The organism is Nitrospirota bacterium, assembly GCA_016195565.1.
In the GTDB taxonomy this organism is placed as follows: domain Bacteria; phylum Nitrospirota; class Thermodesulfovibrionia; order Thermodesulfovibrionales; family UBA1546; genus UBA1546.
This window is the reverse complement of record JACPZK010000021.1, coordinates 54,425-79,429: the sequence shown is the minus strand read 5'-3', so window position 1 is coordinate 79,429 and position 25,005 is coordinate 54,425. Positions and strand designations below refer to the sequence as shown.

24 protein-coding genes are annotated in these 25,005 nt (G+C 43.7%); 8 read left to right on the top strand and 16 right to left on the bottom strand.

Annotated elements, in window-relative coordinates:
* Positions 1-181 precede the first annotated feature (181 nt).
* The 3 genes from HY035_07355 to HY035_07345 all read right to left on the bottom strand — a co-directional run bounded on the left by HY035_07355 (position 182) and on the right by HY035_07345 (position 2,765).
* Positions 182-382 (bottom strand): cold-shock protein, encoded by a 201-nt coding sequence (locus HY035_07355; GenBank protein ID MBI3378197.1) that lies wholly within the window; start codon positions 380-382, stop codon positions 182-184.
* Positions 383-603: 221 nt separating this feature from the next.
* Complete coding sequence (locus HY035_07350; protein MBI3378196.1) at positions 604-1,683, bottom strand: LptF/LptG family permease; 1,080 nt, start codon at positions 1,681-1,683, stop codon at positions 604-606.
* 2 nt (positions 1,684-1,685) lie between these two features.
* Complete coding sequence (locus HY035_07345; protein ID MBI3378195.1) at positions 1,686-2,765, bottom strand: LptF/LptG family permease; 1,080 nt, start codon at positions 2,763-2,765, stop codon at positions 1,686-1,688.
* A gap of 118 nt (positions 2,766-2,883) precedes the next feature.
* On the opposite strand from HY035_07345, the gene folE reads away from it, so the two are divergent.
* The 3 genes from folE (at position 2,884) to HY035_07330 (ending at position 4,706) form a co-directional block, all read left to right on the top strand.
* Positions 2,884-3,447 (top strand): GTP cyclohydrolase I FolE, encoded by a 564-nt coding sequence (gene folE, locus HY035_07340; protein MBI3378194.1) that lies wholly within the window; start codon positions 2,884-2,886, stop codon positions 3,445-3,447.
* Between the two features lie 9 nt (positions 3,448-3,456).
* The gene (gene folD / locus HY035_07335; GenBank protein ID MBI3378193.1) at positions 3,457-4,323 is read left to right on the top strand and encodes a bifunctional methylenetetrahydrofolate dehydrogenase/methenyltetrahydrofolate cyclohydrolase FolD; all 867 of its coding nucleotides are present in this window, start codon (positions 3,457-3,459) and stop codon (positions 4,321-4,323) included.
* Positions 4,324-4,385: 62 nt separating this feature from the next.
* Positions 4,386-4,706 (top strand): carboxymuconolactone decarboxylase family protein, encoded by a 321-nt coding sequence (locus HY035_07330; protein ID MBI3378192.1) that lies wholly within the window; start codon positions 4,386-4,388, stop codon positions 4,704-4,706.
* A 160-nt stretch (positions 4,707-4,866) separates the two neighbouring features.
* Here the strand turns inward: HY035_07330 and HY035_07325 are convergent, their stop codons facing one another.
* From HY035_07325 to HY035_07265, 13 genes are all read right to left on the bottom strand, one after another.
* Positions 4,867-5,073 carry a DUF2283 domain-containing protein gene (locus HY035_07325; GenBank protein MBI3378191.1) on the bottom strand — a complete coding sequence of 69 codons (207 nt, stop codon included), beginning with the start codon at positions 5,071-5,073 and terminating at the stop codon, positions 4,867-4,869.
* A 3-nt stretch (positions 5,074-5,076) separates the two neighbouring features.
* Positions 5,077-5,313 carry a DUF4258 domain-containing protein gene (locus tag HY035_07320; GenBank protein ID MBI3378190.1) on the bottom strand — a complete coding sequence of 79 codons (237 nt, stop codon included), beginning with the start codon at positions 5,311-5,313 and terminating at the stop codon, positions 5,077-5,079.
* 258 nt (positions 5,314-5,571) lie between these two features.
* Positions 5,572-6,198, bottom strand: coding sequence for a DUF1016 domain-containing protein (locus HY035_07315; GenBank protein ID MBI3378189.1), 627 nt, complete (start codon positions 6,196-6,198; stop codon positions 5,572-5,574).
* Positions 6,199-6,338: 140 nt separating this feature from the next.
* Positions 6,339-7,106: a tetratricopeptide repeat protein gene (locus tag HY035_07310; GenBank protein MBI3378188.1), complete on the bottom strand. Its 768-nt coding sequence runs from the start codon at positions 7,104-7,106 to the stop codon at positions 6,339-6,341.
* On the bottom strand, positions 7,090-7,806 hold the full coding sequence (gene lolA, locus HY035_07305) for an outer membrane lipoprotein chaperone LolA (GenBank protein MBI3378187.1): 717 nt from the start codon (positions 7,804-7,806) through the stop codon (positions 7,090-7,092). The genes HY035_07310 and lolA overlap by 17 nt, the downstream gene beginning before the upstream one ends.
* Positions 7,803-9,872, bottom strand: a complete 2,070-nt coding sequence (locus HY035_07300) for a DNA translocase FtsK (protein MBI3378186.1) — start codon at positions 9,870-9,872, stop codon at positions 7,803-7,805. The genes lolA and HY035_07300 overlap by 4 nt, the downstream gene beginning before the upstream one ends.
* Before the next feature lie 89 nt (positions 9,873-9,961).
* Entirely contained in the window at positions 9,962-10,777 is an 816-nt protein-coding gene (locus HY035_07295) for an undecaprenyl-diphosphate phosphatase (protein MBI3378185.1), read from the bottom strand.
* A complete protein-coding gene (locus HY035_07290) occupies positions 10,768-10,845 on the bottom strand; it encodes a hypothetical protein (protein MBI3378184.1) in 78 nt (25 codons plus the stop codon). Before HY035_07290 ends, HY035_07295 begins: the two co-directional genes overlap by 10 nt.
* Before the next feature lie 21 nt (positions 10,846-10,866).
* The gene (locus tag HY035_07285; protein ID MBI3378183.1) at positions 10,867-12,522 is read right to left on the bottom strand and encodes a ribonuclease J; all 1,656 of its coding nucleotides are present in this window, start codon (positions 12,520-12,522) and stop codon (positions 10,867-10,869) included.
* Positions 12,523-12,544: 22 nt separating this feature from the next.
* A complete protein-coding gene (locus HY035_07280; protein ID MBI3378182.1) occupies positions 12,545-13,990 on the bottom strand; it encodes an RtcB family protein in 1,446 nt (481 codons plus the stop codon).
* A 134-nt stretch (positions 13,991-14,124) separates the two neighbouring features.
* On the bottom strand, positions 14,125-15,504 hold the full coding sequence (locus tag HY035_07275) for a hypothetical protein (GenBank protein MBI3378181.1): 1,380 nt from the start codon (positions 15,502-15,504) through the stop codon (positions 14,125-14,127).
* On the bottom strand, positions 15,492-18,227 hold the full coding sequence (locus HY035_07270; GenBank protein ID MBI3378180.1) for an MMPL family transporter: 2,736 nt from the start codon (positions 18,225-18,227) through the stop codon (positions 15,492-15,494). The genes HY035_07275 and HY035_07270 overlap by 13 nt, the downstream gene beginning before the upstream one ends.
* A gap of 62 nt (positions 18,228-18,289) precedes the next feature.
* On the bottom strand, positions 18,290-19,048 hold the full coding sequence (locus HY035_07265; protein ID MBI3378179.1) for an outer membrane lipoprotein-sorting protein: 759 nt from the start codon (positions 19,046-19,048) through the stop codon (positions 18,290-18,292).
* A gap of 138 nt (positions 19,049-19,186) precedes the next feature.
* On the opposite strand from HY035_07265, the gene HY035_07260 reads away from it, so the two are divergent.
* From HY035_07260 to HY035_07240, 5 genes are all read left to right on the top strand, one after another.
* On the top strand, positions 19,187-19,870 hold the full coding sequence (locus tag HY035_07260; GenBank protein ID MBI3378178.1) for an acetate--CoA ligase family protein: 684 nt from the start codon (positions 19,187-19,189) through the stop codon (positions 19,868-19,870).
* Between the two features lie 108 nt (positions 19,871-19,978).
* The gene (locus HY035_07255) at positions 19,979-20,623 is read left to right on the top strand and encodes a DEAD/DEAH box helicase family protein (GenBank protein MBI3378177.1); all 645 of its coding nucleotides are present in this window, start codon (positions 19,979-19,981) and stop codon (positions 20,621-20,623) included.
* Positions 20,610-22,310: a DEAD/DEAH box helicase family protein gene (locus HY035_07250; protein ID MBI3378176.1), complete on the top strand. Its 1,701-nt coding sequence runs from the start codon at positions 20,610-20,612 to the stop codon at positions 22,308-22,310. Before HY035_07255 ends, HY035_07250 begins: the two co-directional genes overlap by 14 nt.
* 90 nt (positions 22,311-22,400) lie before the next feature.
* Positions 22,401-23,798 carry an N-6 DNA methylase gene (locus HY035_07245; protein ID MBI3378175.1) on the top strand — a complete coding sequence of 466 codons (1,398 nt, stop codon included), beginning with the start codon at positions 22,401-22,403 and terminating at the stop codon, positions 23,796-23,798.
* A 1-nt stretch (position 23,799) separates the two neighbouring features.
* Positions 23,800-25,005 carry a restriction endonuclease subunit S gene (locus HY035_07240; GenBank protein MBI3378174.1) on the top strand — a complete coding sequence of 402 codons (1,206 nt, stop codon included), beginning with the start codon at positions 23,800-23,802 and terminating at the stop codon, positions 25,003-25,005.

The window sequence follows — 25,005 nt, the reverse complement described above, 5'->3', positions numbered from 1 at the left end:
GAGAATTAAATAGAGGCAGAATAAAGATGTTGTGGAAGGGTGGAACGGCAATTAAAAACGAGATATTTCTTGTTTATAGAAAAATTGACAGAAATAATGAAATGATAATGCAGATTAAGGCAGAACTGTTGAAATCAAGATGAAAAGGCTCCCTCAGCCTGAGGAAGCCTTTTCCGTCTAATTACAGTTTAACTACATTGATTGCCTTGGGGCCTTTCGGGCCTTTTTCAGTATCAAAGCTGACCTTATCACCCTCAGCAAGGGATTTAAATCCATTGCCTTGGATTGACGTATGGTGGACAAATACATCACTGCCGTCTTCGCTTGTGATAAAGCCAAAACCCTTTGAGTCATTGAACCACTTTACTGTTCCATTAGCCATTTCTTTTACCTCCTTTTTTTAAACTCAAATCTCAGAAGGTCACAACAAAAAACCACAAAGATAAAAGTCTTTGTGGCCTCATCAACTGCAAAAACTTCTAAAATTCTGATGTCATACTAACACATCCTCTAACAGTTAGTAAAGATAATAATAACAACAGAGGAAATGCAACACCCAAATCCCGATTTAGAAAATGTCCGGTTTTTAAGTTACTACCCTTCTTATTCATGAATCTTTCTGAAGAATTTTACAGCTATAACCGCAAATACCAGAGGGACAAACCACGCCGCGATAATAGGCGGAACTATTCCTGCATATCCCATTGAAAGGGACATTGCATGGCTGACCCAGTAAAGAAGGCTTATAAAAATGCCAATAGCAGTTGTTGCAAGCCCTCCCCCTGCTTTCCCTCTCATCGGCAGGGAAATGCCGAGCAAAACCATAAAGAAATTAACGACAGGATATGAGATTTTAGAATTCAAATCAACCAGAAGTTTCAGATTTTTGAATCCTGCCTCCTCAAGTCTCTTTGTATACCTTAAGAGTTCTTTTATGCCCATATCTTCCGGCTTCCGTATCTCTTCGGCAAACACAGAAGGCGGGCCGATGAACGGATACTCAAGCGACTTATGACTTTTTATTGAGCCTTTCTCCATGTCATATACAGTCACATTCTCAAGCACCCATTTGCCATCCGAGCCTTTGACGTCAATCCATCGCGCTTCCTCAGCCTCTATTCTTTCTCTTATGCGCTCGCTGCCGAGTTTGAATATGCTGATATCCTTGGCGATCTTTTCATCCGGCATATACAGTCCTATCTTCACTATAGAACCGTCTGCCGCCCTCAGCCACATCGTGCCTTCTTTGAATGAGAACTTTTTGCCCTTTTTCATGATTGAACTTTTAAGCTCGAAGGCCCTCTTTGAGAATTCAGGCACTACCGCCTCTCCAAGGATAAAACTGAAGATACTCAGGATTATGCCGCCGTACAGGAAAGGCATAAACAGAGTCCTAAGACGGCCGCCTGCCGCCTTAATTGCTGTTATTTCCTCTCTCCTCTTTGCCTGACTGATGACAAACAAACTACAAAGAAGAATTGCCATCGGGAAAAGATAGAGAAGATACCGGGGGAAATTGAAAACCACATAAAACATAAGGTTTTTTATAGAAGGCTTATACGGCAGAAAGTCGTCTATCTTATCAATCAGGTCCAGAAGGCTGAATATGAGGGCCAGCCCCGCTGCAATTAAGCTTAAAACCTTAAAAAACTCTTTGAGATAATGCCGCTGTATTATCAGCATTGCTACCTCTTAGCCTCTCTTTTAAACACACCGATTGAGAAAAGCCCAAGGATAATTGTCGGGCTCCATGCTGCAATATAGTGAGGCATCTTCCCTGCCCTTGCAAGATTTTCCCCGTAGATGAGTAACACATAAAAAACAGCAAATATAAAAAGTCCAAGCGTAAGGCCGCCAAGCCTGCCTGATTTCCCTGCAAACAGAGACAGTGGCGGGCCCAGCAGCATGAGTATCAGACATACAGAGGGCAGGGAGAGTCTTCTGTGCAGTTCAAGGAAGAAAGGCACTGCCTGCTGCTGCGACAGGTTGTTCGTCTCGCGCAAAAGCTCTAATGGCGTAAGTTCACTGTTTTTCTTCGCCGGCTGTTCTGTGTTTAGGTTTAAAGACAGATGATACCCGGCAAAGAAAAACTCTGTTGAACTTCCGCCTCTTGCAATCTGCATATATCCGTCCTTTAAATAGAATGCAATGTCAATACCATCCACAGCGGAAATCCTGCCTTCCTTTGCAGTCACAACTTTCGGCTCTTTCTTATTTCTCTCATCATATATGAATATCTCACGCATCCTGTCTGCCTCAGGTTTTTCCTTCACAAACAGCACAATATCCTTAAACAGGGTGGTAAAAACTCCCTCTTCTATCGCAGCAGGAGCCCTTGTCGTTATAACATTTGAAATCGTTTCTCTCAGCTTTATCATGCTGACAGGGCCCAGATAAAAGCTCACAAGCATGCCTGTGAGAAAACAACTTATCCCAAGAATAAACACAGGCGCTGCTATTCCCTTAAACGTCATCCCGCTGGCCCTGAGTATCACTATCTCATTGTCGGTATTTAGTCTGCCATAAGTAAGGAGAGTTGACATTAAAAGAGACATCGGCAGTGTTAGAATCAACATCGGAGGCTGGAGATACAGTATTATTTTCAACATATCAAAAAGAGATGCGCCTACAACGGAAAGCAGTCTGCTCAGCCTGAGTATCTTTTCCATTATAAGAATAAAATTGAGAGCGATGAGGCTTAAAAGAAATGTAAGGACCAGCTCCTTGAGCATCTCCTTGTGTATTGTATAAATTCTTATTTTCATCTGAGGTATTTTACCTTATTTGCGTCTTTGACACCAAATATTCATAAATGTTAAACTTTAAACCCGCTCTACAAGTCATCGACTGCATTGTCTGAGGGGAAGATAAGAGGGCGCTGGTTTGGACATCAAAAAAATAGAAAAAGGTGTAAGGCTTATACTTGAAGGCATCGGTGAGGACCCTGAAAGAGCAGGGCTCAAAGACACTCCCTCACGCGTCGCCAAGATGTATGAAGAAATATTCTCAGGGCTTGAGACTCCGACAGAGGAGATACTCAAACACATCGAAGGCGAAAGCCACGATGAGATGGTACTTTTAAAAGATATTCCTTTTTATTCTGTATGCGAACACCACCTCCTGCCTTTCATAGGCAAGGCCCATGTTGCATACATACCGAGCGCCGGCAAGATAGCAGGCATCGGAGAACTCGCAAAGGCAGTTGAAGTCCTTGCAAAGAAACCGCAGGTGCAGGAGCGTCTTACGGCACAGCTTGCAGACATGCTTATGGAAAAGCTGAAGCCCAAAGGCGCAATGGTAATTATTGATGCAGAGCATCTGTGCCTGAGTATGCGCGGATTGAAAAAACCGGGGGCAAGAACAGTGACATCAGCAGTCAGAGGGATATTCAGGACAAAGGAATCAACACGCGGAGAACTGCTGGAACTGATAAAGAAAAGAGATTAAGGAGGAATTATGGCGGCACAATTAATTGACGGCAAAAAAGTAGCGGCAGATATCAGGGCTAAATTAAAGATCGAGATTGAGGAGCTTAAGTCTAAAGGAATTCATCCGGGCCTTGCGGTTGTGCTTATAGGAGAAAACCCTGCTTCACAGAAATATGTTGCAGCAAAAGAAAAGGCCTGCGCTGAAATAGGCATAGCAAGCTATGCCCACAAAATACCGGCCACAACAACACAGGAAGAACTGATAAAACTCATTAACGAGCTTAATAGCGACCCCAAGGTAAATGGCATACTTGTCCAGCTTCCGCTGCCAAAAGGGCTTGATGAAAAAGAGGTAATGAACAATATATCTCCTGCAAAGGATGTTGACGGGTTCGGGCCTGATGCCCTCGGAAAACTTGTGCTTGATGAACCCGGATTTATTGCGTGCACTCCTCACGGCGCAATGAAAATGCTTGAGGCATACGGCATTGACCCAAAAGGAAAACATGCGGTTATCGTAGGCAGGAGCGTAATTGTTGGAAAACCTCTTGCGTTGCTTCTGCTCAGAAAACACGCAACAGTCACTATTTGCCACAGCAGAACACCTAATCTTAAGGAAGAATGTCTCAGGGCAGACATACTGTGCGTTGCAATAGGCAAGGCAAAAACCATTACAGGCGACATGGTGAAAGAAGGCGCTGCGGTTATAGACATCGGCATAAATGTTACACCGGAAGGAAAGATTGTAGGCGATGTGGATTTTGATGCTGCAAAAGAGCGTGCAGGCTACATAACACCTGTGCCCGGAGGCGCAGGGCCTATGACAATTGCAATGCTTATGTATAACACCGTCCTTGCTGCAAAGATGGCGGCGGGGTTGAAGATAGAGATATAATTAACATTCGCCTCTGTTGTTCTTGAGAACAGAGGATTATTTCTTTTTTGAAGGAGGAGACTATGGCTAAACTTCCGGGGCAATATATGAGCATCAAAAAAAGATTTAAAAAATATTTCAAGGCTGTTGACAGTCTTGGAAAGGCCGCAAAAACAGCAGGCCCTATAAAAAGCAAAACCTCTCATCTGATTCAGCTTGCTGCTGCGGCTGCCATCAGGTCAGAGGGCGCTGTTCATTCACATACAAGAAGGGCGCTTCAGGCAGGGGCAAAACCAGAAGAAATATACCAGGCACTTCTTCTGCTTACAAGCACTATCGGGTTTCCAACAGTGTCTGCTGCGCTAAGCTGGGTTGATGACGTTCTGGGGAATAAGAGCAAATAATAATTTCGGAGTCTTTGATTCACTATTTATACGGCAACTCTAAGGTCTCCGTATATTTTGAAATAACCTCAAGCTCTGGGTCTTTGTGAACAAGGACTGCATTTTTATCTATTGCTGTTGCAGCGATAAAGGCATCAGAATATCCTCAGTAACCTCTAATTTAACTTGCAGCAGCGCTCACTTCAAGCTTATAGAGATTTCTTACAGGGAATTTTTTGCTTGCATCAAGGATTTCGATGCTGACAATCTCGTTCTTAGCAGTCGTATGCAGAATAACCCCTTCTGCCATTTCAACGCCGCCTTCAGGCTTTTTGGATGACAACTGTATGTATGCAGCGTCAACTTCTTTGTCATATTTTACTTTCATAGCTTACCTCCACAGTTTTTTCTTTAAAGGATATGTAGTAATAACAAACAACTCCTCTTCTCTTTTTTCATAGACTACCTTTAGCGGATAGCCTGAATATTTGCCGCTGAATTTCTTTATAGCTATAGTCTTCAAGCTCTCTTTCTCTATAATATCAGGAAATTCTATAGTTTTGCGAATGTCATCATCAGCTATTTCATAGAGCTTAATGTTATTCCTTGCATGTCTCGATAATTTCATATCTCAAGTTCCACCACATTCTGCGATTCAACTGATTTTAAAGCCTCATCGATTCGCCGAGGCGAAAAGCCATATTCCCGCTCGCCAATTAAAATCCTTGCGGCTATCCATCTTCATAGCTTAGATAATAGGGATGTGGAGCTTGTCTAAAAACTATTAATTTGTCACCCTGAATTTATTTCAGGGTCTCATAACTCATTGATTTCATTAGATGCTGAAACAAGTTCATCATGATATAATGCGCTGTTTTATGAGTTTTTAGACAGGCTCTGTGTCCCTGATTAAATCAAGGTTTTTCTCCAGAAAACGAATATTTTCTTTAACATTCAGAAATTCGAGGACATAGGGATCTTTAATAATATCTTCAGGCTTTAAGGATGGCTCAAGTTTCCGGATTTCTTTTTTGACCGTCTTCTTGTTCCTGCTTGAAAGGAGACGCTCATAATAGAAAGAATTTATCTGGCGCTCAAGCTGGCGGGTGCTCCAGTTGCTCTGCACACATTCGTTTAGATAAAACTGACGAGATTCGTCTTTCTCTACTTTTAATAACAGTCGGTAGTGTGTCCATGACAATTCTCCACGCACTGCGTGGAGAATCTGGAAAGCAAGATAAAATTGCTTCATATACCAAAGATTTGTTTTATTAAATCCCTGACCGTATTCAGCAGTAAGTCTTTTTGAAAGTCCCTCAATGAGGGCTGCTCCATATTCGGCTCTTTGCTTGCCGCGCTGCTCTTCTTCTACGATTTCTCTGCCGATATGCCAATATGCCTGAACCATCGTAAAATTGACGGCACGATATGCACCGCTTCTTGCAGTCTCAAGAATCTCCTTGACACGGCTGTATATTGACGCCACTGCTTTTTTATTTTCTAACTGTTTCATACGATGCAAGGCCTACAGGCACGGCATTTTTCCGTTTGCCCGTTTCATGCCGGTAGGCTTCAATGTCTTCTTTCTTCTGAGGCTTTTTCGTCAAATAACCTCCTGAGCGCCCTGCAATTTCAGCAGAGACGCAGCCTGACTTACTTTTTAATCCCCTTAAGCCGCTCTTTAACTTTGTTTTTCAGGGATTCGTCAGACGAAAGATTAAGAAAGGTCTGATAATGGCTCTCCGCTGTCAGACCGTCTCCTTCAGCCTCAAGCAGCAGGGCATAATTCAAATGGGCCTCAGCATATGAGGGCTTCAGAGAAAGCGCCTTTTTATAAAAAAGCTTTGCCTTCTTTTTGTCTCCGAGAATCTCGTGGGTTACGGCTAAATTATTCATGGCCTCGTAATAATCGGGCTTAAGCTTAAGAGCCTTTTCATAAGATGTTAATGCCTCTTTATATTTGCCCTGATTCTTTAATGCAAGCCCGAGGTGATTATGCATTACTGCATCGTCGGGTTTTTGACTAATTGCTTTTCTCAAGATGCTTTCAGCAGCCGAATAATTTTTGTCTTTTATCTGTTTTATCGCATCTTCATGAAGTTTTACTGTATCCGTGCCTTCAGAAACAGGCGCTGGTGTTTGAGCCTGTGGAAGTGCCGGAGGTTGAATGTTTGCGGGCTGCTGCTTTGGCTTGACATCTACAGCCTTACTTAAAGACTTCATAAAAAGCTTTGAGAGTGTTTTATTTTTAGCCAGATAAATGCCTGCAAAATACGACGCCGCAATTACAGCAATACCGAGAATAATTATACCAAACGCTTTTTTACTCCTGACGCGATAAGTCTGAGACGTTTTAACTGTCTCTCTCCCGACCTTTGTCTCTTCTTCAGCTTTTTTAAGAGCCTTAAAAATTATGCTCATATATGTTCACCCCTTCAGGTAAAGAAAAGTCAAAGGCCGCATCTTTAATGCCTGTGTTTATCTCAATATCTTGAAGCTGTATCTCAATCCTGTTTGAACGCATGTCATTTATTATAAAAGATTTTATAGGAAAGTCATCATCAGATGTTTCTATCTCCACGGAAACAATATTCCCCATAGGCTTTTTAGGCACAAGAACCAGCCTTTTATTTTTTTTGGTTATGTTGAATTCCTCCCTTACCTTCCCAAAACCGCTCAGCAGGGCCACAGGAGCCTGACCGTATGTCTGTCTGCTGAAAGCGCTTTTGAACGCCTGTTTCTCCGCCTTTTTATATATCAAAATCTTATCGTTATTTATTATAATCTCCTGCGGCTTATCACCCTTGTATTCCCATCTCATCTTTGAAGGCCTCTTTATAAAAAGAACGCCTTTGTATGTGTCTGTCCTGCCGAGGTCTTTCATATAATTCTTTTGGACAAAGCCTGCTTTCATATCGCTTATATTCCTGTAAGCCTCCTGAATCCTTGCAACCTCATCATCTGCAGCAAAGGCAGTGAACAGTGAACAGTGAACAGTGAACAGAGAGATAAGCGCAATAGCGTAGTAGCGCAGTAGCGCAGTAGTTAAAGATTTCTGCGCTGAAGACTGTTGTTCTATTGCTCTGCTGCTCTGCTGCTCTGACGACTGTTTTTTAATCACCTTCTTCTCCTCAGGAAATCCCTCGGTTTGCCTGCGCCTTTCGGAGAGCCCACAAGCCCGTCTTCCTCCATCAGTTCCATAATGCGGGCAGCCCTGTTATAACCTATCTTAAACCGCCTTTGTATTGACGATATGGACACTTCACCCACAGACTCTGCATGTTCCACTGCCTTATGATACATCTCATCCCTCTCGGCAGAGGGCTCGTTATCAACATGCTCTTCTATCTGTATATTTTCGAATATGGAATAATCCGGGACTCCCTGTGACCTGATAAAATCCGTAACGGCTTTTATCTCGTCTTCTGTGATGAGCGCTCCGTGTACACGCATTATCTTTGTCCCCGGAAGCATGAAAAGCATATCGCCCTTGCCAAGAAGCTGTTCAGCGCCCTGCCCATCAAGGATAGTCCTTGAATCTATCCTCGTGGTAACCTGGAACGAGATCCTTGCCGGGAAATTAGCCTTAATGACGCCTGTGATAACATCAACCGACGGCCTCTGTGTTGCAAGGACCAGATGTATGCCTGAGGCGCGCGCCATCTGTGCAAGCCTTGCTATGGCATCCTCAACTTCATTTGCAGAGGCAAACATCAGGTCTGCAAGCTCATCTATAAAGATAACAATATAAGGCAGCTGCTCCTCCTCTGAAACCACTTTATTGTAGTTCTCTATGTTCTTCGTGCTTTTTTGAGCAAGCAGCCTGTATCTGTTCTCCATCTCAAAAACCATCTTACGCAGCGCTTCTGCCGCCTCTTTCGGATTTGTTATGACAGGCGAGATAAGATGCGGAATCCCTTCGTAAGCGGAAAGTTCAAGAAGTTTAGGGTCTATCATCAGCATCTTAACCTCTTTCGGTGACGCCTTGTAAAGAATACTCATCACCATAGAGTTTATTGATACGCTCTTGCCGGAGCCCGTGGCCCCTGCAACAAGAAGATGCGGCATCTTCGCAAGGTCAGAAACTACAGGATTGCCGAAAATATCTTTTCCCAGCGCCAGTGTGAGTCTTGAGTGGTTTTTCATAAAGCTGTCGGCAGACACAATTTCCCTCAGGGATACTGTCTCGCGCAGCCTGTTCGGAACTTCAATCCCTATGGCTGACTTGCCGGAAATAGGAGACACCCTTACTCCCTGAGCCTTGAGCGCAAGCGCAAGGTCGTCTGACAGTGAAACAACCCTGTTTATCTTCACTCCTGGCGCAGGTTCAAACTCATACATTGTCACAATAGGCCCTGCCTGCACTTGCGTTATCTTTCCATCTACATCAAAATCGGAGAGTTTCTGTACAAGCAGAGAAGAGCTTGTCAGAAGTTCATCCTTTGACGGCCTTATCCCTGAGTCATATACATTAAGCAGCTCTAAAGAAGGCAGAGTATAGTCTCCTGCCCTTCTGGGTTTTGTATTTACCGGTTTAAATAAAGGCGCCTCATGTTCAAACTGCCCCGAGCTGCCCGGAGTCAGAGAAGGCTCCGGAGATTCTGCGCCTTGAATAATGTTCTCTTCAATAAATGGCTCTTCTGGAGGTTTATCTTCATCTGTTTCCTTCTTTTTGCCTCCCAACGCAAGCGATACCAATGACACCGGGCTGAGAAGCACGATGGAAGACAGGAATACTGCCAGTGAAAAAATATACGCTCCGGGTATGGATAAAAGATTTCTTGTAAAATCCGAGATGAATAGTCCTGCGATACCTCCCGGATTACTCTCAACCTTAAGATTAAACGTGGCTGACATCAGAGACAAAAGGATGGAAGAAGACAGGACAAAAAGCAGTGCGCCTATCAAATGTATCCTGTGGCCTTCTTTTCTGAACAGTCTCTTAACGCCGTATACAACTATAAACAGCGGAATAGCAAAGGCTGATATGCCTATAATCATCAGCAAAGCATCTGCCATATAAGCTCCTACTATACCGCCGTAGTTCTTTGTGGAAGAGTTAGTAAATGTGAAAAGAGAAGGGTCCCATTTTTTGTGGGTTACAAGGCTCAGTCCAATGTAAATACCGCCTAAGATTGAGACTATGCCAAGGACTTCGTCTTTAACCCTTTTTATCCTTTCAGCCATATCCCTCCAATGATTATAACTGCAAGCATGAATCTATAATACACAAAAATATCCAAAGCGTGTCTTGAAAAAATAAAGGAACAGCCATCTCAGAATTTCCATCCCCTGTGCCAGTAAAAGGCAAGGACGAGCAAACCGAATCCTATACGGTAATACGCAAACCCTGCAAAATTATGCCGTGAGACATACCTGAGAAACGACTTGATGACAATCAGCGCGGAGAAGAACGATGTAACGAAACCAACGGCGAAGAGCGGGATGTCCGATAGCGAGAGCGCGTGAAGGCTCGAAAGCAAGTCGTACCCTGTTGCCGCAAACATGGTCGGAATAGCGAGAAAGAAGGAAAATTCTACGGCAACCAGCCTGTCAAACCCTATGATAAGTCCCCCCATGATCGTTGCCCCTGAACGCGAAACTCCCGGAAAGAGCGCCAGACACTGAGCGATCCCAACTCCTATGGCCTGTTTCAGTGTGACGTTATCAACATCCTTCACATGTAACCGGTGGTCCATCCTTTCTATTATCAAGATCGCAAGCCCTCCTGCAATGAGCGCCACCGCAACAGTAATCGGGTTGAAGAGGTAAGTCTTTATGGCCTTATGCGTCAGCAGGCCGATGAATGCGGCCGGAAGAAACGCAATGATAAGCTTGATTACAAGAGATCGGGCCTCTTTACGTGTAGGAAGCCCTTTCACCACGCCGAAGATCTTTTCCCTGTAAAGCCATACGACCGAGAGGATCGCCCCCAACTGAATGAACACCTCAAAGACCTTTGCCTTTTCGTCATCGAAACCGAGAAGGTTGCCGGCAAGTATCAGGTGGCCCGTGGATGAGACGGGGATGAACTCGGTTATGCCCTCCACAATCCCCAGAAAGAGCCCTTTTAAGAGAAGTATCATGTCCATGCGTTACTGCTTACAGGCAGGAATTCAGTAAATCCCTGAACAATTCCAAGAATTATCGCCTCTAACATTTGTGTAATTATAACAGATTCTTACACCTCAAATATTATCGGCATTATCATAGGGCTTCTTTCCATTGTGTTCCTGAGATACTTTTTGAGTGCAGTTCTAATCTTGGCTTTAACAAGAGAGGAGTCTGACATTATCTCCCTGCCAAGTTCTTTCAGCGTATCAGAGACAAGGCTGTTAACATTATTGAGGAGCTCAGGCGATGCATCTTCAAATACAAAACCCCTTGTTATTATGTCAGGACCGGAGACAACCCTGCCTGTGAGTTTCTCAACCGCAATTATCACAAGCACAATACCGTCATACGCAAGCCTCCGTCTATCGCGAAGAACCATGTCTTCGACATCTCCAACTCCCTTGCCGTCAATAAATACCCTGCCTGAGTTCACCCTGCCGTTTTTCTTGGCCCCGTCTTTTGATACCTCAAGCCTCTCGCCGTTTTCAAGTATAAATACATTTTCTCTCGGAATGCCCACCTTCTCAGCCAGATTTAAATGATATACCAGGTGCCTGTACTCGCCGTGAACGGGTATGAAGTATTTTGGCCTCACCATATTAAGCATGAGCTTAAGCTCTTCCTTTGATGCATGCCCTGAGACGTGTATCTCTGAAACTTTTTCGTATATAACGTTTGCGCCTCTCTTGAAGAGATGGTTTATAATCCTTCCTATGGAACGCTCATTCCCGGGAATCATCTTTGCTGAAAGTATTACCGTGTCTCCATGCTTGGCTTTTATATTTTTATGCTCATCGGTAGCTATCCTTGAAAGCACGCTCATCGGTTCGCCCTGACTGCCGGTTGTTATAATCACTACCTCTCTGTCTTCAAGCTTTTTTAAATCCTCAAGCCTGAGCCAGGTCTCTCTCGGTATCCGGAGATAGCCAAGGTCCAGGGCAATCTGCGCATTTGAGACAATACTCCTGCCGCAGAGAATTACTTTTCTGCCAAACTTTACTGCAACGTCAATCGCCTGCTGAATCCTGTGTATGTTTGAGGCAAAAGTCGCAATTATTATCCTCCCGTGCGCCTTTGAGAAGATGTCCTCAAACGCACGGCTTACTTCCTTTTCGGAAAATGTAAATCCCCCTTTTTCAGCATTCGTGCTGTCAGAAAGCAGCACGAGGGTGCCTTTCTCTCCATATTCGGAAAACTTGTGAAAGTCCATTAACTGCCCGTCAACAGGCGTCGGGTCCAGTTTGAAATCTCCTGTATGCACAACCTTTCCAAGAGGCGTATCTATCCCCAATCCCACACCGTCAACAATGCTGTGGGTCACACGCACAAACTCTACTGAAAACACTCCGAGGTTCACCACATCCCTCGGCTTGACAGGGATGAGCTTCGCACTCTCAAGAGAATGTTCTTTCAGTTTCTCTTTAACAAGCCCGAGTGTGAGCGGAGTACCATAGATAGGAACATTAATCTCTTTTAAAAGAAAGGGCAGTGCGCCTGTGTGGTCTTCATGCCCGTGAGTGAGCACCACGCCTTTTATCTTATCCTTGTTTTCGATGAGGTAAGAAAAATCAGGAATGACAAAATCAACGCCGAGCATGTCCTCTTCAGGGAACATCAGCCCGGCATCCACAATGATAAGGTCATCATCGTATTCCATGACAGTCATGTTGAGGCCTATCTCCTCAACACCGCCGAGAGGGATAATAGAGAGGATATTTTTCATTGAGAACGATTATATCAGATTTCTATCCTTTAATAACACCGAGGGGCCTTAATCTCGCAACCTTTTTTGATATTCCTGCTTTGTGAACAACATCAACCACATCCGAGACATCTTTATATGCCTCCGGCATCTCTTCTGCAAGCGTCTCTCGTCCTGCAGAGCGGACTATTATGCCTTTGTCTTCCATCTCACGCCATATAGCCCGACCTTTTGCCTTCTTTATTGCCTGATGCCTTGACATCACCCTTCCTGCGCCGTGGCATGTTGAGCCGAATGTTTCGCTCATCGCCTTTTCTGTCCCTATAAGTACAAACGATGCCCTTCCCATATCACCGGGTATCAAAACAGGCTGGCCTATTTGTTTATACACATCAGGCAAGTCCGGATGTCCCGGCGGAAAGGCCCGTGTGCTGCCTTTTCTGTGGACTACCAGTTTTTTCTTTCTGCCGTTCACAATATGTTCTTCAACCTTCGCGATATTATGCGCAACGTCATATATCAGGCTCATTCCTAATTCTCTTGGTGTTGTACTGAAAAAACTCATAAACGCCTCTCTTGTCCAATGCATTATGCACTGTCTGTTCGCCCAAGCATAATTTGCGGCAGCCCTCATCGCAGAAAGATAATCCTGTGCTTCGGGGCTTTTATACGGAGCGCAGGCAAGTTCCCTGTCGGGAAGTTCAATTTTGTATTTGCTGACAGCCCTCTCCATCACTTCAAGGAAGTCGGTGCATACCTGATGCCCGAATCCGCGCGAGCCTGTATGTATCATCACAGTAACCTGTCCTTCAAACAGGCCGATTGCATTGGCAGATTTTTCATCGTATATCTCATCCACATATTGAATTTCAAGGAAATGATTTCCCGAACCGAGAGTCCCCTGCTGTGCCCTTCCTCTCTCATAAGCCTTTTTGCTTATGAGGTCAGGGTCTGCGCCGTCAATGCACCCTCCTGATTCAATCCTTTCAAGGTCTGACATCTCTCCGTATCCCTCTTCCACAGCCCAGCGGGCGCCATTCAGCATCAATCTTCTTTCGCTGTCAGGCGTAAGCCGTATCTTGCCCTTTGAGCCGACTCCAGAAGGGATTTCATTATAAAGTATTCCGACAAGGTCTTTTAATTTCGGCGTAACATCGTTCTTCATCAGGCTGGTTCTTAAGAGGCGCACACCGCAATTTATATCATAGCCCACGCCGCCCGGTGAGACTACCCCTTCATCTAAATCAAATGCCGCAACCCCGCCTATTGCAAACCCGTAACCTGAATGAATGTCCGGCATTGCCATAGAAGCATTCACAATACCAGGCAGTGTTGCGACATTTGCAACCTGATCAACAGACTGGGATTCAAGGTCTTTTTCAAGGACTTCGTCAACATAAATAATCCCTTTAACCCTCATTCCGGGCTTGTAATCAGCCGGAACTTCTATTTTTGTTTCGTCAATCCTTTTAAGTTTTTCTGGAAGCATAAAATCCGTATCCTCCGGACCAGAAGGTTCTTTTATAAATTATTCTTTCATACATAGAGGATAAAAGCAATGATAAGCAGGTAATATTTAGGGCGCTCCTCCTTTTAATTTTTTCAAGGATGTATTAAAGAAATTTAGAATTTTTTGGTGAATTTGACCACTATCCGGTCATTTTCCTTCCACCGGCCGAAATGTGTTTTTTCTCCGCCGTTAAACCACTCATAGAATGTTTCTATGGATTTGCCCTCTTTAAATTTACGCTCGTAAGTCAGGCGGTGAGTATTGTCCTTTTTGGAAATGTTATATGCGGCGCCGTAAGACATCTTATTCTTGTCGTTAATATCAACTTTCTGAAGTATGTATATGGCATTGCGCCCGAAACGCGAAGACCGCTGGTTTACAGGATAGTCAGGGTGATTCTGGTCTTCAAGCACCCATTCGTTTGAATACTCAACAATGAGCTTGGCAGAGTCTATAACGTCAATCTTCATAAATGTATTGAGATCGTATTCGGTTCCAAATACATAGTTGATATAAGTATCCTCTTTCCTGTTCTCAGGAATTTCGCATGCGCCTTCGCCGTGCCATTCCCATTTGCCCTGCACTGTGGAAAATCCTGCTGCAATAATGCCGCCCTTTATATACTGTTTCTCATATTGATTGGAACTCACGCGCTTAAGCACAGGGGTTGGCAGGTATCCCTCATACGCGCTTACAAAAAAATCAACGCCTTCAACTGTCATTTTCTGCTTGGCCATAAAGCCTGAATCAGTCAGATGGTGCCGTATTTTCTTTTCTGTAATCTGATAGTCCGTATCAACCTGACCTGGGATATCCGAATCAACGAGGTCATAGTCGCCTTTGCCTGCGCTCCATCGCGAAGCTTCAGGCGGATACCGCGATTTCTGAAAATAGGGAAGCAGCCTCAACTCCGTACTGTTGTTTCCGGTGTAATAATACGTCCATGACGCCTGCCAGACTCCCAGTTTGTCCGGGTCTGTGGGATGGCCAGCGTCATACTTTGCGATGCGTTTTGCCGGAGAGTAAAGCGTGCTTATTCCGTCTTCTATGTATTTATATCCAAAGACAAGATCTGATGTTTCAAGTTTTTTCTTTACATACAACTGTGAAAAATATGCAGCCCGGCTTGGGCCGTACTGGTCTTTTTCAGAGCCGTACTGCAGAAGCAGATCAACCTTAATTTCATATTTCATCAGCTCCAGCCATGTATCCATTAATAACTGCGTGTAGAACTGCCTGAACTTTGTATCGTCCCCCCTGCCCTGGTCCTGATGTTCGTTGTGCTTTGTGAAATTATATCCTATTGCATTCCAGGTCCATTTCGCCTGTTTGAAGGCATTGTAAAAAGGGTTTTTTTCTTCCTGTTTTGCAGGCTTGTCCGATGACAGCAACGCATCAAGGTCGTCAGCCTTCGGGGTTTCGTCCTGTGCAAAAACAACTGTTGAAAACAGAATAAATATGATGGCTGTTAAACAGAATCTTATATGCGGCATACCATTTTGTCCGTAGTTTCTATAAGGCGGTTTCCTAAAATCTTTGAGATATTGAGGAAAAGCTTTGAAGTGATGAACGGGCTCAGGCGGCGCAATCTCTCAAGTGTTTTCCAGTCAAGCGATAAAAGCTTTGCATTAGTTACAGCAAACACATCAGCTGTCCTCGGCTGACTGCTTACAAGCGCAATTTCTCCGAATACATCGCCAGGTTCCAATGTGGCAATAGACGCCCGTTTGCCATTGACATCTTTAGACACGGACATCTCACCGTCCACAACGAGATACATTTTGTCTCCCGCATCGCCTTCACGGATTATCTGCTCTCCTGCCTTAGCATCCTGCATGTGGGACATCAGAATCAGCCGCCGTATCTGGAACTTGCTCAGGCCTTCAAGCAATAAGGACTGTTTGATGAGCCGGTCTCTCAGCTCAAGGCCGATAACATCCCACAAAGTGATAAGGCGTACAGATGAGAGCGTCATAGGGGTTATGAACAATTCCGTAACAACTGCGATGACCATAACAAATGCGCTGAGAGCGCCAAACTGAACTATGGGAACGAACTTCGAAAAGACCAAGGTCCCAAACCCTACTGCCAGCGAGACGCTTGAAATGAATATAGGTTTGATTTCCGCGATAAGCGTATCTTCAAGCGCCTTTTTTTCATCACCGTATTTTTTAAGGTTCTGGTTGTAAAGAACCATAAATACAGTGGTGTCATCAACGGCAATGCCAATGGTAACCGCCGCCACCATAACAGTCCCCGCATTTAATGGAATTCCCGCAATTCCCATCAGGCCGAAGAATATGGCAACCGGAAGCAGATTTGGTATTAGCACAATCAATCCTGCTTTCCATGACATAAAAAGGAACGCCATTATTGCAGCTATCATTACGGCTGTTGAAATAAGAGATGTGAGCTGTCCTGATATAAAGTTCTCAGCGGCATCTGCAATTAAAATTCCTTCGCCTGTAATTAAAACATTGCTGTATTTGCCGTAACGTCCGCTGTTTAAATCTTTTTTGATTTTTTCAACAAGATTATTTAACTCTGTGGAAGAATTAATATTATGACGAACCATGATATTGACTTTAGAGTAATCTCCTGAGACGAACCGCTCTATGTCATTCCGCTGGAAGAACAGCAGGTATTGTGATATCAAATTATCAGAGTCAGGGACCTTGTGAAATGCAGGGTCTCCGTTCTGCATCCCTTTGTTTACGAGTGATATGTAGTCGGGGAGGCTTAGCACTGTATCGAATACCTTTAGGTTTCTCAGGTATGCTTCAGCCTCCTCTATCTTTTTAAGGCTGGCTGCGCTTTTAAAATCACCCGTATCTTTTTCAAAGACGACATAAAAGATATTCTGCCCCGACAGGTTTTCATGCATTTTTTCGGCAGCCTTTACAATAGGAGAACTTTTCTTAAAGTATGATATGACATCATTGTTGACATATATGAAAGCTGAAGCAATCAACGAGATTATCAGGGCAAAAGAGCTTGCGATTATTATTCTTCTTCTGTATTGATAGCCCCAGTAGATTACTTTATGCACGATTTTTTCAAGAAGCTTGCTGCCTTTTGTGTCTTTATGGAACCCTCTTGCCATAATGGACTTGCCGAAAAACCTGAGATATACCGGCGTCATGGTTACTGTTATGAAAAAGTTCAGGAAAAACCCTATGCCTGAAGCTATTCCGAAATCCTGCAGGATAACCACATCAGTAAAGGCAATCGTGCCAAAACCGATAACTGTGGTAAGCGCGGTTAAGAAAAATGCCATGCCGAGCTTTTTGCCTATACCGATAAGCACAGCCTCTCTCGGAGGCTCGCCCTTGGAAGTGGCTTCTAAAAACTCAGTGACCATATGTGTATCTTCTGTTGAGCCTATAACAATCATAATAGCGGGCACTATAGCAGTAAGGGGATTTATCGGTATGCTCAGCAATCGCATTAAGCCAAACGTCCAAAAAATACTTATTGCGGCATTTATTGTCGGCACTATTGCTCCGTGATAGTTGCCGAGTGTCAGCATAATAGTGAAAAGCAATACAAAAACAGCAATCGGCACCAGAACAAGCTGGTCGTCAACGATATATTCCGACATAGATGTATTCACATAAGGAGCGCCTGTCTGGAATATTTCCTGAAAATCACCTTTATATTCGCTTGTAACCTTTTCTATGTCTTTTTTGATTCGACTGTCAAACTTATCATCTTTTTTATCCCTGCTGAGATACAGGGAGATAACCGTGGATTTTCCGTCAGGAGAAATGAAATTTCTGTAAATTACCGGATTCTCAATGGCGTCTTTTTGTTTTATCAGCAGTTCATTTGGATCTCCGGGTATTATGTCAAGGAGCGGAGCTGTATCAATCATGCCCTGCTGTCCCTTGATGTTATTAATTGTGAACAGGCTTTCAGCTTTCTCGACACCTTTCATGTTAGCAAGCTGGTCAAACATCACGCGGAGGCGGCTGAGTTTCTTTTCAGTGAAAAGGTCGGAATCTCTTATATAAACGAAAGAGAGGACATCAGAGCCAAAGACCTTTTTAGTTTCTTCATATCTCTTCTTTTCCGGCGTGTCCCTTGCCATGAACCTGTCGCTTGAGACATCTATCTTTAACTGAAGCGCGGGTATGGCAAGGGCAATAGTCAGTAAAGCGGTAATAAGGATTATAATCCACGGTTTATCGTATGAAAATCTGACAAGCTTTTCCATGTTTTCCCCGTATTCCCCTTTTTATTTGTTTCAATCCACGCCCCTGTGCGAGGGGCGGCTTTTTATTTGAAGCTTGTCACTGCGCGTTCTGTGAATATTGAATCGTCTATATTGCCGTCTATCTTCCGGTCTACCAATCCCATCAGTGTCTGATGTTTGTTCTGGTGGTGTGTCATTAATACCTTGTCTGCGCGCATCAGCTTTCCTTTTATCGGTTTTACATTATGCGCGGTCTGTGTCTTGAGAAGTTTCATGCTGTGGTCATAGAAATCCACCTTCAGGGTAACAAAGGTGTCTGTGGTAATCCATAAAATCCGTTTTGCGTATCCGGTGGTCTTCTTTTCTTCATCTGTTGACGGCAGGGATTCAATAACATAGCAGTCCTGATTGTCGTATTTTTCTTTCTTTAAGACAGCGTATGTGTGGGTCTCAAGTTTTTCAGGCCTGAGGTCTTCATAGGAAAAATCAGTGCCCATGAAATATCCCTTCTTATTGCCGCCTGCAATTCTCTTAAGCTTTTGTCCGTATGCCGGCATGTAAAGCCACTGGTCATCTTCTCTGTCTTTTTGTTCCCATGTAAGCAGCGCTGTCCCTCTTATATCGGCAGGCCCCTCAAAGCGTGCAAGATATTTAAAAAGCCCTGCACTGTCTTTCTTGGCATAGCGCTTTAATTCGCGGGTTTCTTTATTGTTTGAACTGTCAACAAGCACCATCTTTATATTTTCATATTCCTGGGCTGCTTCGTGCCTTTTCTTCTGCTCTTTCATGATGTCAAGGCCTGAAAGCTCCTGTGAAAAGGCAGGCGCGGCAACACACAGCATGTACGAAATTAAGATTATTAATTTTTCATATTTCCTCCTCTTTAGGGTTTTATAGAGAATAGTTAACTCGGTAAAATTCTACCATAACAGTTCATTAAAAGCGAAGTCATTTTTTATGTGTTATGGTAAACTTTATCCATGACAGCCAGTGATGATTCTGTTCTGAAGCGCACGGTTTCCTTTTTGAAAAAGCATAAAGGGAAAAGGGTGTTTCTTGAGCATGAAGTGAAGGTGTTTTTAAGAAGCCTTGGGCTTACTGTTCCTAACGGCATATTTGTAGACAAAGACGGGTATATTCCTTCTGCAACCCTTGCTTATCCGCTTGCGGCGAAGGTGTCATCCGCAAAAATAACATCAAAGAGCGATGCGGGCGGTATCAGGTTAGGGTTGAAGAATGATGTTGAGCTAAAGAAGGCTGTCTCAGAACTGCTGAGAATTGAGAATGCAGAAGGTGTGCTTATAGAAGAGATGGCTCACGAGGGGATTGAGGTCATCATAGGCGGTGTGATTGATAAGCAGTTCGGGGCTGTTGTGATGTTCGGTCTTGGAGGGGTGTTTGTTGAACTTTTCAAAGACATTGCCTTTGCCCTTGCGCCTTTAAAAGAAGAAGACGCTCTCTGGCTCATTAAGCAGGTGAAGGGATACAGGCTTCTTGAGGGCTACCGCGGAAAGCCCGCTGTTGATATAGTTGCGCTCATAAAAACAATCCTCACAGTATCCGAAATAATAGCATCAGGGTATGTTGAAGAGATTGATTTAAATCCTGTTGCGCTTTATCCAAAGGGCGCAATGGTGCTTGATGCGAAGCTGAAAATTATATAGTGCGGTAATTCCATAGAGCAGAAAATAGAAATCTCCTGCTCTTTTTTCGTGCTGAAAAAATCAGGTGCTTTAGTATAAAATGTGGCGTAGGTTTAATCAGTTAAAACTATGACAGAACAAGACGCAAGGATAATCATTAACCGAAAGCTGATCGAGGCTGGCTGGAAACTCGAAGGCCCGGATAAGAATGTCCTCACTGAACAGCATTGCGGCGCAGGCTTTTCTGATTATCTTCTCTTAGGAAGAAAGGGGCAGAACCTTGCTGTTTTAGAAGCGAAGGACGACAATCAAGGCGATGTCTATCTTGCAAAAGGACAGGCACACGGCTATGCCCTTGCGCACGGATGTAAATATATTTTCCTCGCAAACTCAGAGCAGATTTATTTCTGGGATCTTGATGAAGGTGATGCGCGACCTATCGAGCGTTTTATATCACCTGACGACCTCCAGAGGCGAACAGATTTAAAACTCGTTAGAAAGCCTCTATCTCAGGTTGAACATCTGCTCGACATTGCTGACAGAGCATATCAGAAAGAGGCAAGCGATATTATTGTTGCACAATACGACAGAGGCAAAAGGGCATTCTTGCTTGAAATGGCAACCGGCACGGGCAAGACAAGACTCGCCGCCGCAATAATCGACAGGTTCTTAAAATCGCATCAGGCAGAGCGTGTATTATTCATTGTTGATAGAATTGAGCTTGCAAAGCAGGCGCTTGAAGCTTTTCAGCTTGCATTTCGTGATAAATATTAAGAGCGTCCGCTATAAACCGGGAAAGCATGGAGAATGGGGCGGGGCCTCTGTGGTTGTTGCTACCATTCAGAGCCTCAACATCCACTATAAAGAAGATTTCACGCCCGGATATTTCGACCTTGTCTTTAACGATGAATGTCACCGTTCAATTTATGGAGAACTCCCACGTCAGGTAGTTGAATATTTTCAGGCAACAAGAATAGGGCTTACTGCAACACCGAAGGATTTCCTCAAAAATATTGATATTGAAGAACTGAGCGAAAACAATCCAAAGGCGCTTGAATACCGCATGATGAGAGACACTTACAAACACTTTGGCTGCGAGGCGGGAGAACCGACATACAGATATTCCATTCAGGATGCCGTGAATGCGCCGCAACCCGGCCCCTATCTCGTGCCTCCAAAAATATACAAGCTTTATTCTCTCATAACGAGAGAGTCTGTATCCGAAGAGGGTTGGAACGTTGATATTGATGGTGAAGATTATACATTCGCCATTTCAGAACTTGAGAGAAAGGTCAATGTGCCATACAGGAACAGGCTTATATGCGAGGAGTTTCTTAAGTATGCGTTAAAAACTCCTGATGGCTCAATGGGCAAAACTATCGTCTTTGCTGTATCTCAGGATCATGCGGGCGCACTCGCAAAGGAATTGAATGCCCTTATGCCTGAAGCAAATGGGAGGTTTGCACAGGTCATAACTTCAAGAGTAAAAGGAGCTTCGGATTTCGCCAAGGCATTCCGTAAAGATGAAAACTACTGGCCAAGAGTTGCTGTTTCTGTTGATATGCTTTCAACTGGTTATGACTGTCCAGAGATATTAAACATTGTCCTTGCCCGTCCTATCGCTTCGTCTACAAATTACATACAAATAAAAGGCCGTGGAACCCGCCGTTATTCATTTTCTGATGGAACCCAGAAAACTCATTTTATCATCCATGATTTTTGTGAAGTTGTTGAGTATTTTGAAGAAGAATACGATTTCAATGCACCATTGCCAGCCCCCGATTTTGAGGCGCCTGTCGGTGCAGAAGATATAGCGGAGTATTCCAAAAAGATACCGGAAGAACGCAGAGCAGAAAAAGGGCTTCTTGTCTCTCAATCTCCGGATATGCTGGTAATGACTGAGTTTATAGAGGTAGGCCCTGAAGGAGAAAAGGTAGACCGCATGCTGTATCAGAACAAATGGGAGGAAAAGATAAGAGAGGTTGCGAAAATAAAACCCGACCTTGTGGAAGCGGCCAAAACAGATAACTTTACAGACCAGCTTATGGAATATTTGAATACTGAGGTCTTAAATCGTCCTGTTGAATACTTCAATGAAACCAATCTCGCAAAGGTTTATCGGATTTTTGCGGACATCACAGATTTTATTAAAGAGGCGCTGGACATCGGGAAACTGCCTACACCATACCAACAGATGGAGGCGCTGATTGATTTCCTGAAGGTTGAATACAGTCTCAATCTTATGCAGATCAGATTACTGAGAGTTCTTATTGAACAAATTGTGCAAAGCCCAAAATATGCAGAACAGTTTGAAAAAGGCGATTTCAAATTTCTTGAAAACCAGCCGTTTAAATTTTATGGCGGTACAGATGCCTATATCGCAGCCTTCGGAGAAAAGACAAAACCAATTTTCTTTAATATACGGCAAAGCCCGCCCTTTAAGCTTGCGAGGATGAAGTAGGTCATGCCGACAAATTTTATTAACTCTGGTTTAAAACAAAGTGTTGATCAATTGATGAATGAGTTGTTTGCTGGTGGTGTCAATAACCCTATGACATCTATTGAGCAAATCACTTATTTGATGTTCCTTAAAAGTCTCACAGAAATGGATGAAAAGCAGGAGCAATTGCAGAAGATAATGGGGAATATCTATGCGCCTATTTTCTCCAACTCCTTGGCAAAATATAGCTGGAGGACGGTTGCCCGCCTTTCCGGCGATCCACTTTACGTAACCCTTTCAGAAGCCTTTGAAAAATTCCATGAACTTCCCAATCTCTCGCCAATGGGCAAAATTCTTTTCAGACAGGCGCATCTGAAGATATTCAATCGGCCTACCTTACGCTCTGTGGTTTCAATCATTGACAGCATGGATTACAACGACTCTCAGAAATACGATACCGACGTCAAGGGCGACCTCTATGAATATCTTTTGAGCAAAATATCTATCTCAGGTACTAACGGCCAATTCAGGACACCGAGGCATATCATCAAGATGATGGTTGACATAATCAAGCCGCAATCAGGGCAGTATATTCTTGACCCGGCCTGCGGGACAGCGGGTTTTCTTATTCAGGCATACCTTCATATCATGGCGCAGAATACCAGTGAAGACGTCAAGCAGGAGGGGCACATCACGGGCGACAAATTAAGGCCGGATCAGCACGAGTTTCTAAAGATGCATGCTCTTACAGGATATGACAATGATACCGACATGGTGAAAATTGCGATTATGAATCTCTATATTCACGGGCTTGAAAACGCGAATGTCAGGCATCACGACCCTCTGACGTTGCCGAATCCGAACGAAAGAAAATATGACATCATCCTTGCCAATCCTCCTTTTGCAGGCAATGTTAACAAAGAGGCAATTCTTGAAGACTTTGACCTGAAGACCTCAAAGACAGAACTTCTTTTCGGAGAATTTTTTTACAAACATCTTGCGCCAGAGGGCAAGGCGGCGGTAATTGTTCCTGAAGGCGTGCTGTTCGGCTCAACAAATGCTCATAAGAAACTGAGGACATGGCTGCTTGATGAATGCAAGATTCTTGGAATCATCAGCCTTCCGTCAGGCGTATTTAAACCCTATGCAGGAGTGAAGACTTCTGTAATTGTTTTTGAGCGCGGCGGCAAGACTGATAAGGTCTGGTTCTATGAAATCACCGCAGACGGCTACAGTCTTGATGATAAGCGGACACCTCAGCCGGATAAAAACGACATTCCAGACCTTCTTGAAAAATGGGAGACAAAGCCGGAGAGTGATAGAAGCTGGTATGCCTCAAAGGATGAGATAGTCGAAAACGATTTAAATCTTACCGCCGGGCGTTACAAACCTCATGTCCATGAGGAGGTCAAGTATACTGAACCTCAGATTATTATTTCTGAGGTCTTAGAGTTGGAAGATAAAATAAGCTCAGGTTTAAAACGACTATTGGATAAGGTTAAAGAATAGTATGCAAAAGACTTTGCCTAAAGGGTGGAAGTGGGTGAGATTGGGGGAGGTTGGAGAAATTATTACTGGAAATACCCCATCAAAAAAGCAGGACATCTTCTACAACAAGCGACATATCAACTTTTTTAAGCCTGATGATTTTGACCAAAATGCAATAACAGACTTAACAGAATCGAAGGATTTTATAAGTGAAGAGGGTTCTAAATATGCACGTATAGCTCCTTCTGCGGCTGTATTGGTAACTTGCATTGGTACAATTGGTAAGGTTGGCATTATTGAAAAAGAAGCCTCCTTTAATCAACAAATAAATGCTATTGTGACAAATAGCGCAAGAATTATTTCCAAATACCTTGCCTATGCTATTTTCAAAAGAAAGCTTTTATTAGAGCGCTTTACAAATGCGCCAGTAGTGCCTATTATTAATAAGTCTCAGTTCTCGCAATTTGAAATCCCCCTCCCTCCTCTCCCCACTCAGCACAAAATCGTTGAGATTCTGGAAGAAGCTGACAATCTACGAAAGCTCCGCAGGCAGGCGGATGAGAAGATGAACGACCTCACACCCTCGCTCTTTGTCCAGATGTTCGGCGACCCTGCAAACAATCCGAAGGGATGGGAAGTAAAAAAGCTGAAGGATGTAACATTATCTGTTAAAAACGGTCTTTTTAAAAGGCCAAGCGAATTTGGCTCAGGTGTGCCCTTAATTAATGTTGTCGATTTATTTGCAGAGTATAAAGTGGATATGAAAAAGCTCGATCGGGTATCGGTAACACAAGAAGAATTACAAAAATATTTAATTGAAGATGGCGATTTATTCTTTTGTAGGTCTTCACTAAAAAAGGAGGGGGTCGCAAAGTGTGTTGTTGCGTTAGATTTAAAGGAACCAACTGTCTTTGAATGTCATACAATAATGGCTCGGTTAAACAAAAAAGCTCTAAATCCATTGTATGCAAGCATTTACTTCAATCACCCTGGTGTCAGAACATATACTGTTAATACATCACAAACGGCAACAATGACTACCGTTGGCCAAAAAGACATTTTGCGTCAAAAGATTTTCCTTCCTCCTCTCCCTCTCCAGCAGGAATTCGCAAAACTTGTCGAAGACATTGAGGCAGAGAAAGCAAGACAGGCAGAGAGCAGGAAAAAACTGGATGAACTTTTCCAGAGCCTCATGCAAAGGGCCTTTACAGGGGAATTAGCGGCGTGA

Bases quoted from the DNA above. Each gene is read 5' to 3' on its own strand.
- HY035_07355 (MBI3378197.1), bottom strand. From the start codon at position 382: ATGGCTAATGGAACAGTAAAGTGGTTCAATGACTCAAAGGGTTTTGGC.
- HY035_07350 (MBI3378196.1), bottom strand. From the start codon at position 1,683: ATGCTGATAATACAGCGGCATTATCTCAAAGAGTTTTTTAAGGTTTTA.
- HY035_07345 (MBI3378195.1), bottom strand. From the start codon at position 2,765: ATGAAAATAAGAATTTATACAATACACAAGGAGATGCTCAAGGAGCTG.
- folD (MBI3378193.1), top strand. From the start codon at position 3,457: ATGGCGGCACAATTAATTGACGGCAAAAAAGTAGCGGCAGATATCAGG.
- HY035_07330 (MBI3378192.1), top strand. From the start codon at position 4,386: ATGGCTAAACTTCCGGGGCAATATATGAGCATCAAAAAAAGATTTAAA.
- HY035_07325 (MBI3378191.1), bottom strand. From the start codon at position 5,073: ATGAAAGTAAAATATGACAAAGAAGTTGACGCTGCATACATACAGTTG.
- HY035_07320 (MBI3378190.1), bottom strand. From the start codon at position 5,313: ATGAAATTATCGAGACATGCAAGGAATAACATTAAGCTCTATGAAATA.
- HY035_07315 (MBI3378189.1), bottom strand. From the start codon at position 6,198: ATGAAACAGTTAGAAAATAAAAAAGCAGTGGCGTCAATATACAGCCGT.
- HY035_07310 (MBI3378188.1), bottom strand. From the start codon at position 7,106: ATGAGCATAATTTTTAAGGCTCTTAAAAAAGCTGAAGAAGAGACAAAG.
- HY035_07300 (MBI3378186.1), bottom strand. From the start codon at position 9,872: ATGGCTGAAAGGATAAAAAGGGTTAAAGACGAAGTCCTTGGCATAGTC.
- HY035_07295 (MBI3378185.1), bottom strand. From the start codon at position 10,777: ATGGACATGATACTTCTCTTAAAAGGGCTCTTTCTGGGGATTGTGGAG.
- HY035_07290 (MBI3378184.1), bottom strand. From the start codon at position 10,845: ATGTTAGAGGCGATAATTCTTGGAATTGTTCAGGGATTTACTGAATTC.
- HY035_07285 (MBI3378183.1), bottom strand. From the start codon at position 12,522: ATGAAAAATATCCTCTCTATTATCCCTCTCGGCGGTGTTGAGGAGATA.
- HY035_07280 (MBI3378182.1), bottom strand. From the start codon at position 13,990: ATGCTTCCAGAAAAACTTAAAAGGATTGACGAAACAAAAATAGAAGTT.
- HY035_07275 (MBI3378181.1), bottom strand. From the start codon at position 15,504: ATGCCGCATATAAGATTCTGTTTAACAGCCATCATATTTATTCTGTTT.
- HY035_07270 (MBI3378180.1), bottom strand. From the start codon at position 18,227: ATGGAAAAGCTTGTCAGATTTTCATACGATAAACCGTGGATTATAATC.
- HY035_07265 (MBI3378179.1), bottom strand. From the start codon at position 19,048: ATGCTGTGTGTTGCCGCGCCTGCCTTTTCACAGGAGCTTTCAGGCCTT.
- HY035_07260 (MBI3378178.1), top strand. From the start codon at position 19,187: ATGACAGCCAGTGATGATTCTGTTCTGAAGCGCACGGTTTCCTTTTTG.
- HY035_07255 (MBI3378177.1), top strand. From the start codon at position 19,979: ATGACAGAACAAGACGCAAGGATAATCATTAACCGAAAGCTGATCGAG.
- HY035_07245 (MBI3378175.1), top strand. From the start codon at position 22,401: ATGACATCTATTGAGCAAATCACTTATTTGATGTTCCTTAAAAGTCTC.
- HY035_07240 (MBI3378174.1), top strand. From the start codon at position 23,800: ATGCAAAAGACTTTGCCTAAAGGGTGGAAGTGGGTGAGATTGGGGGAG.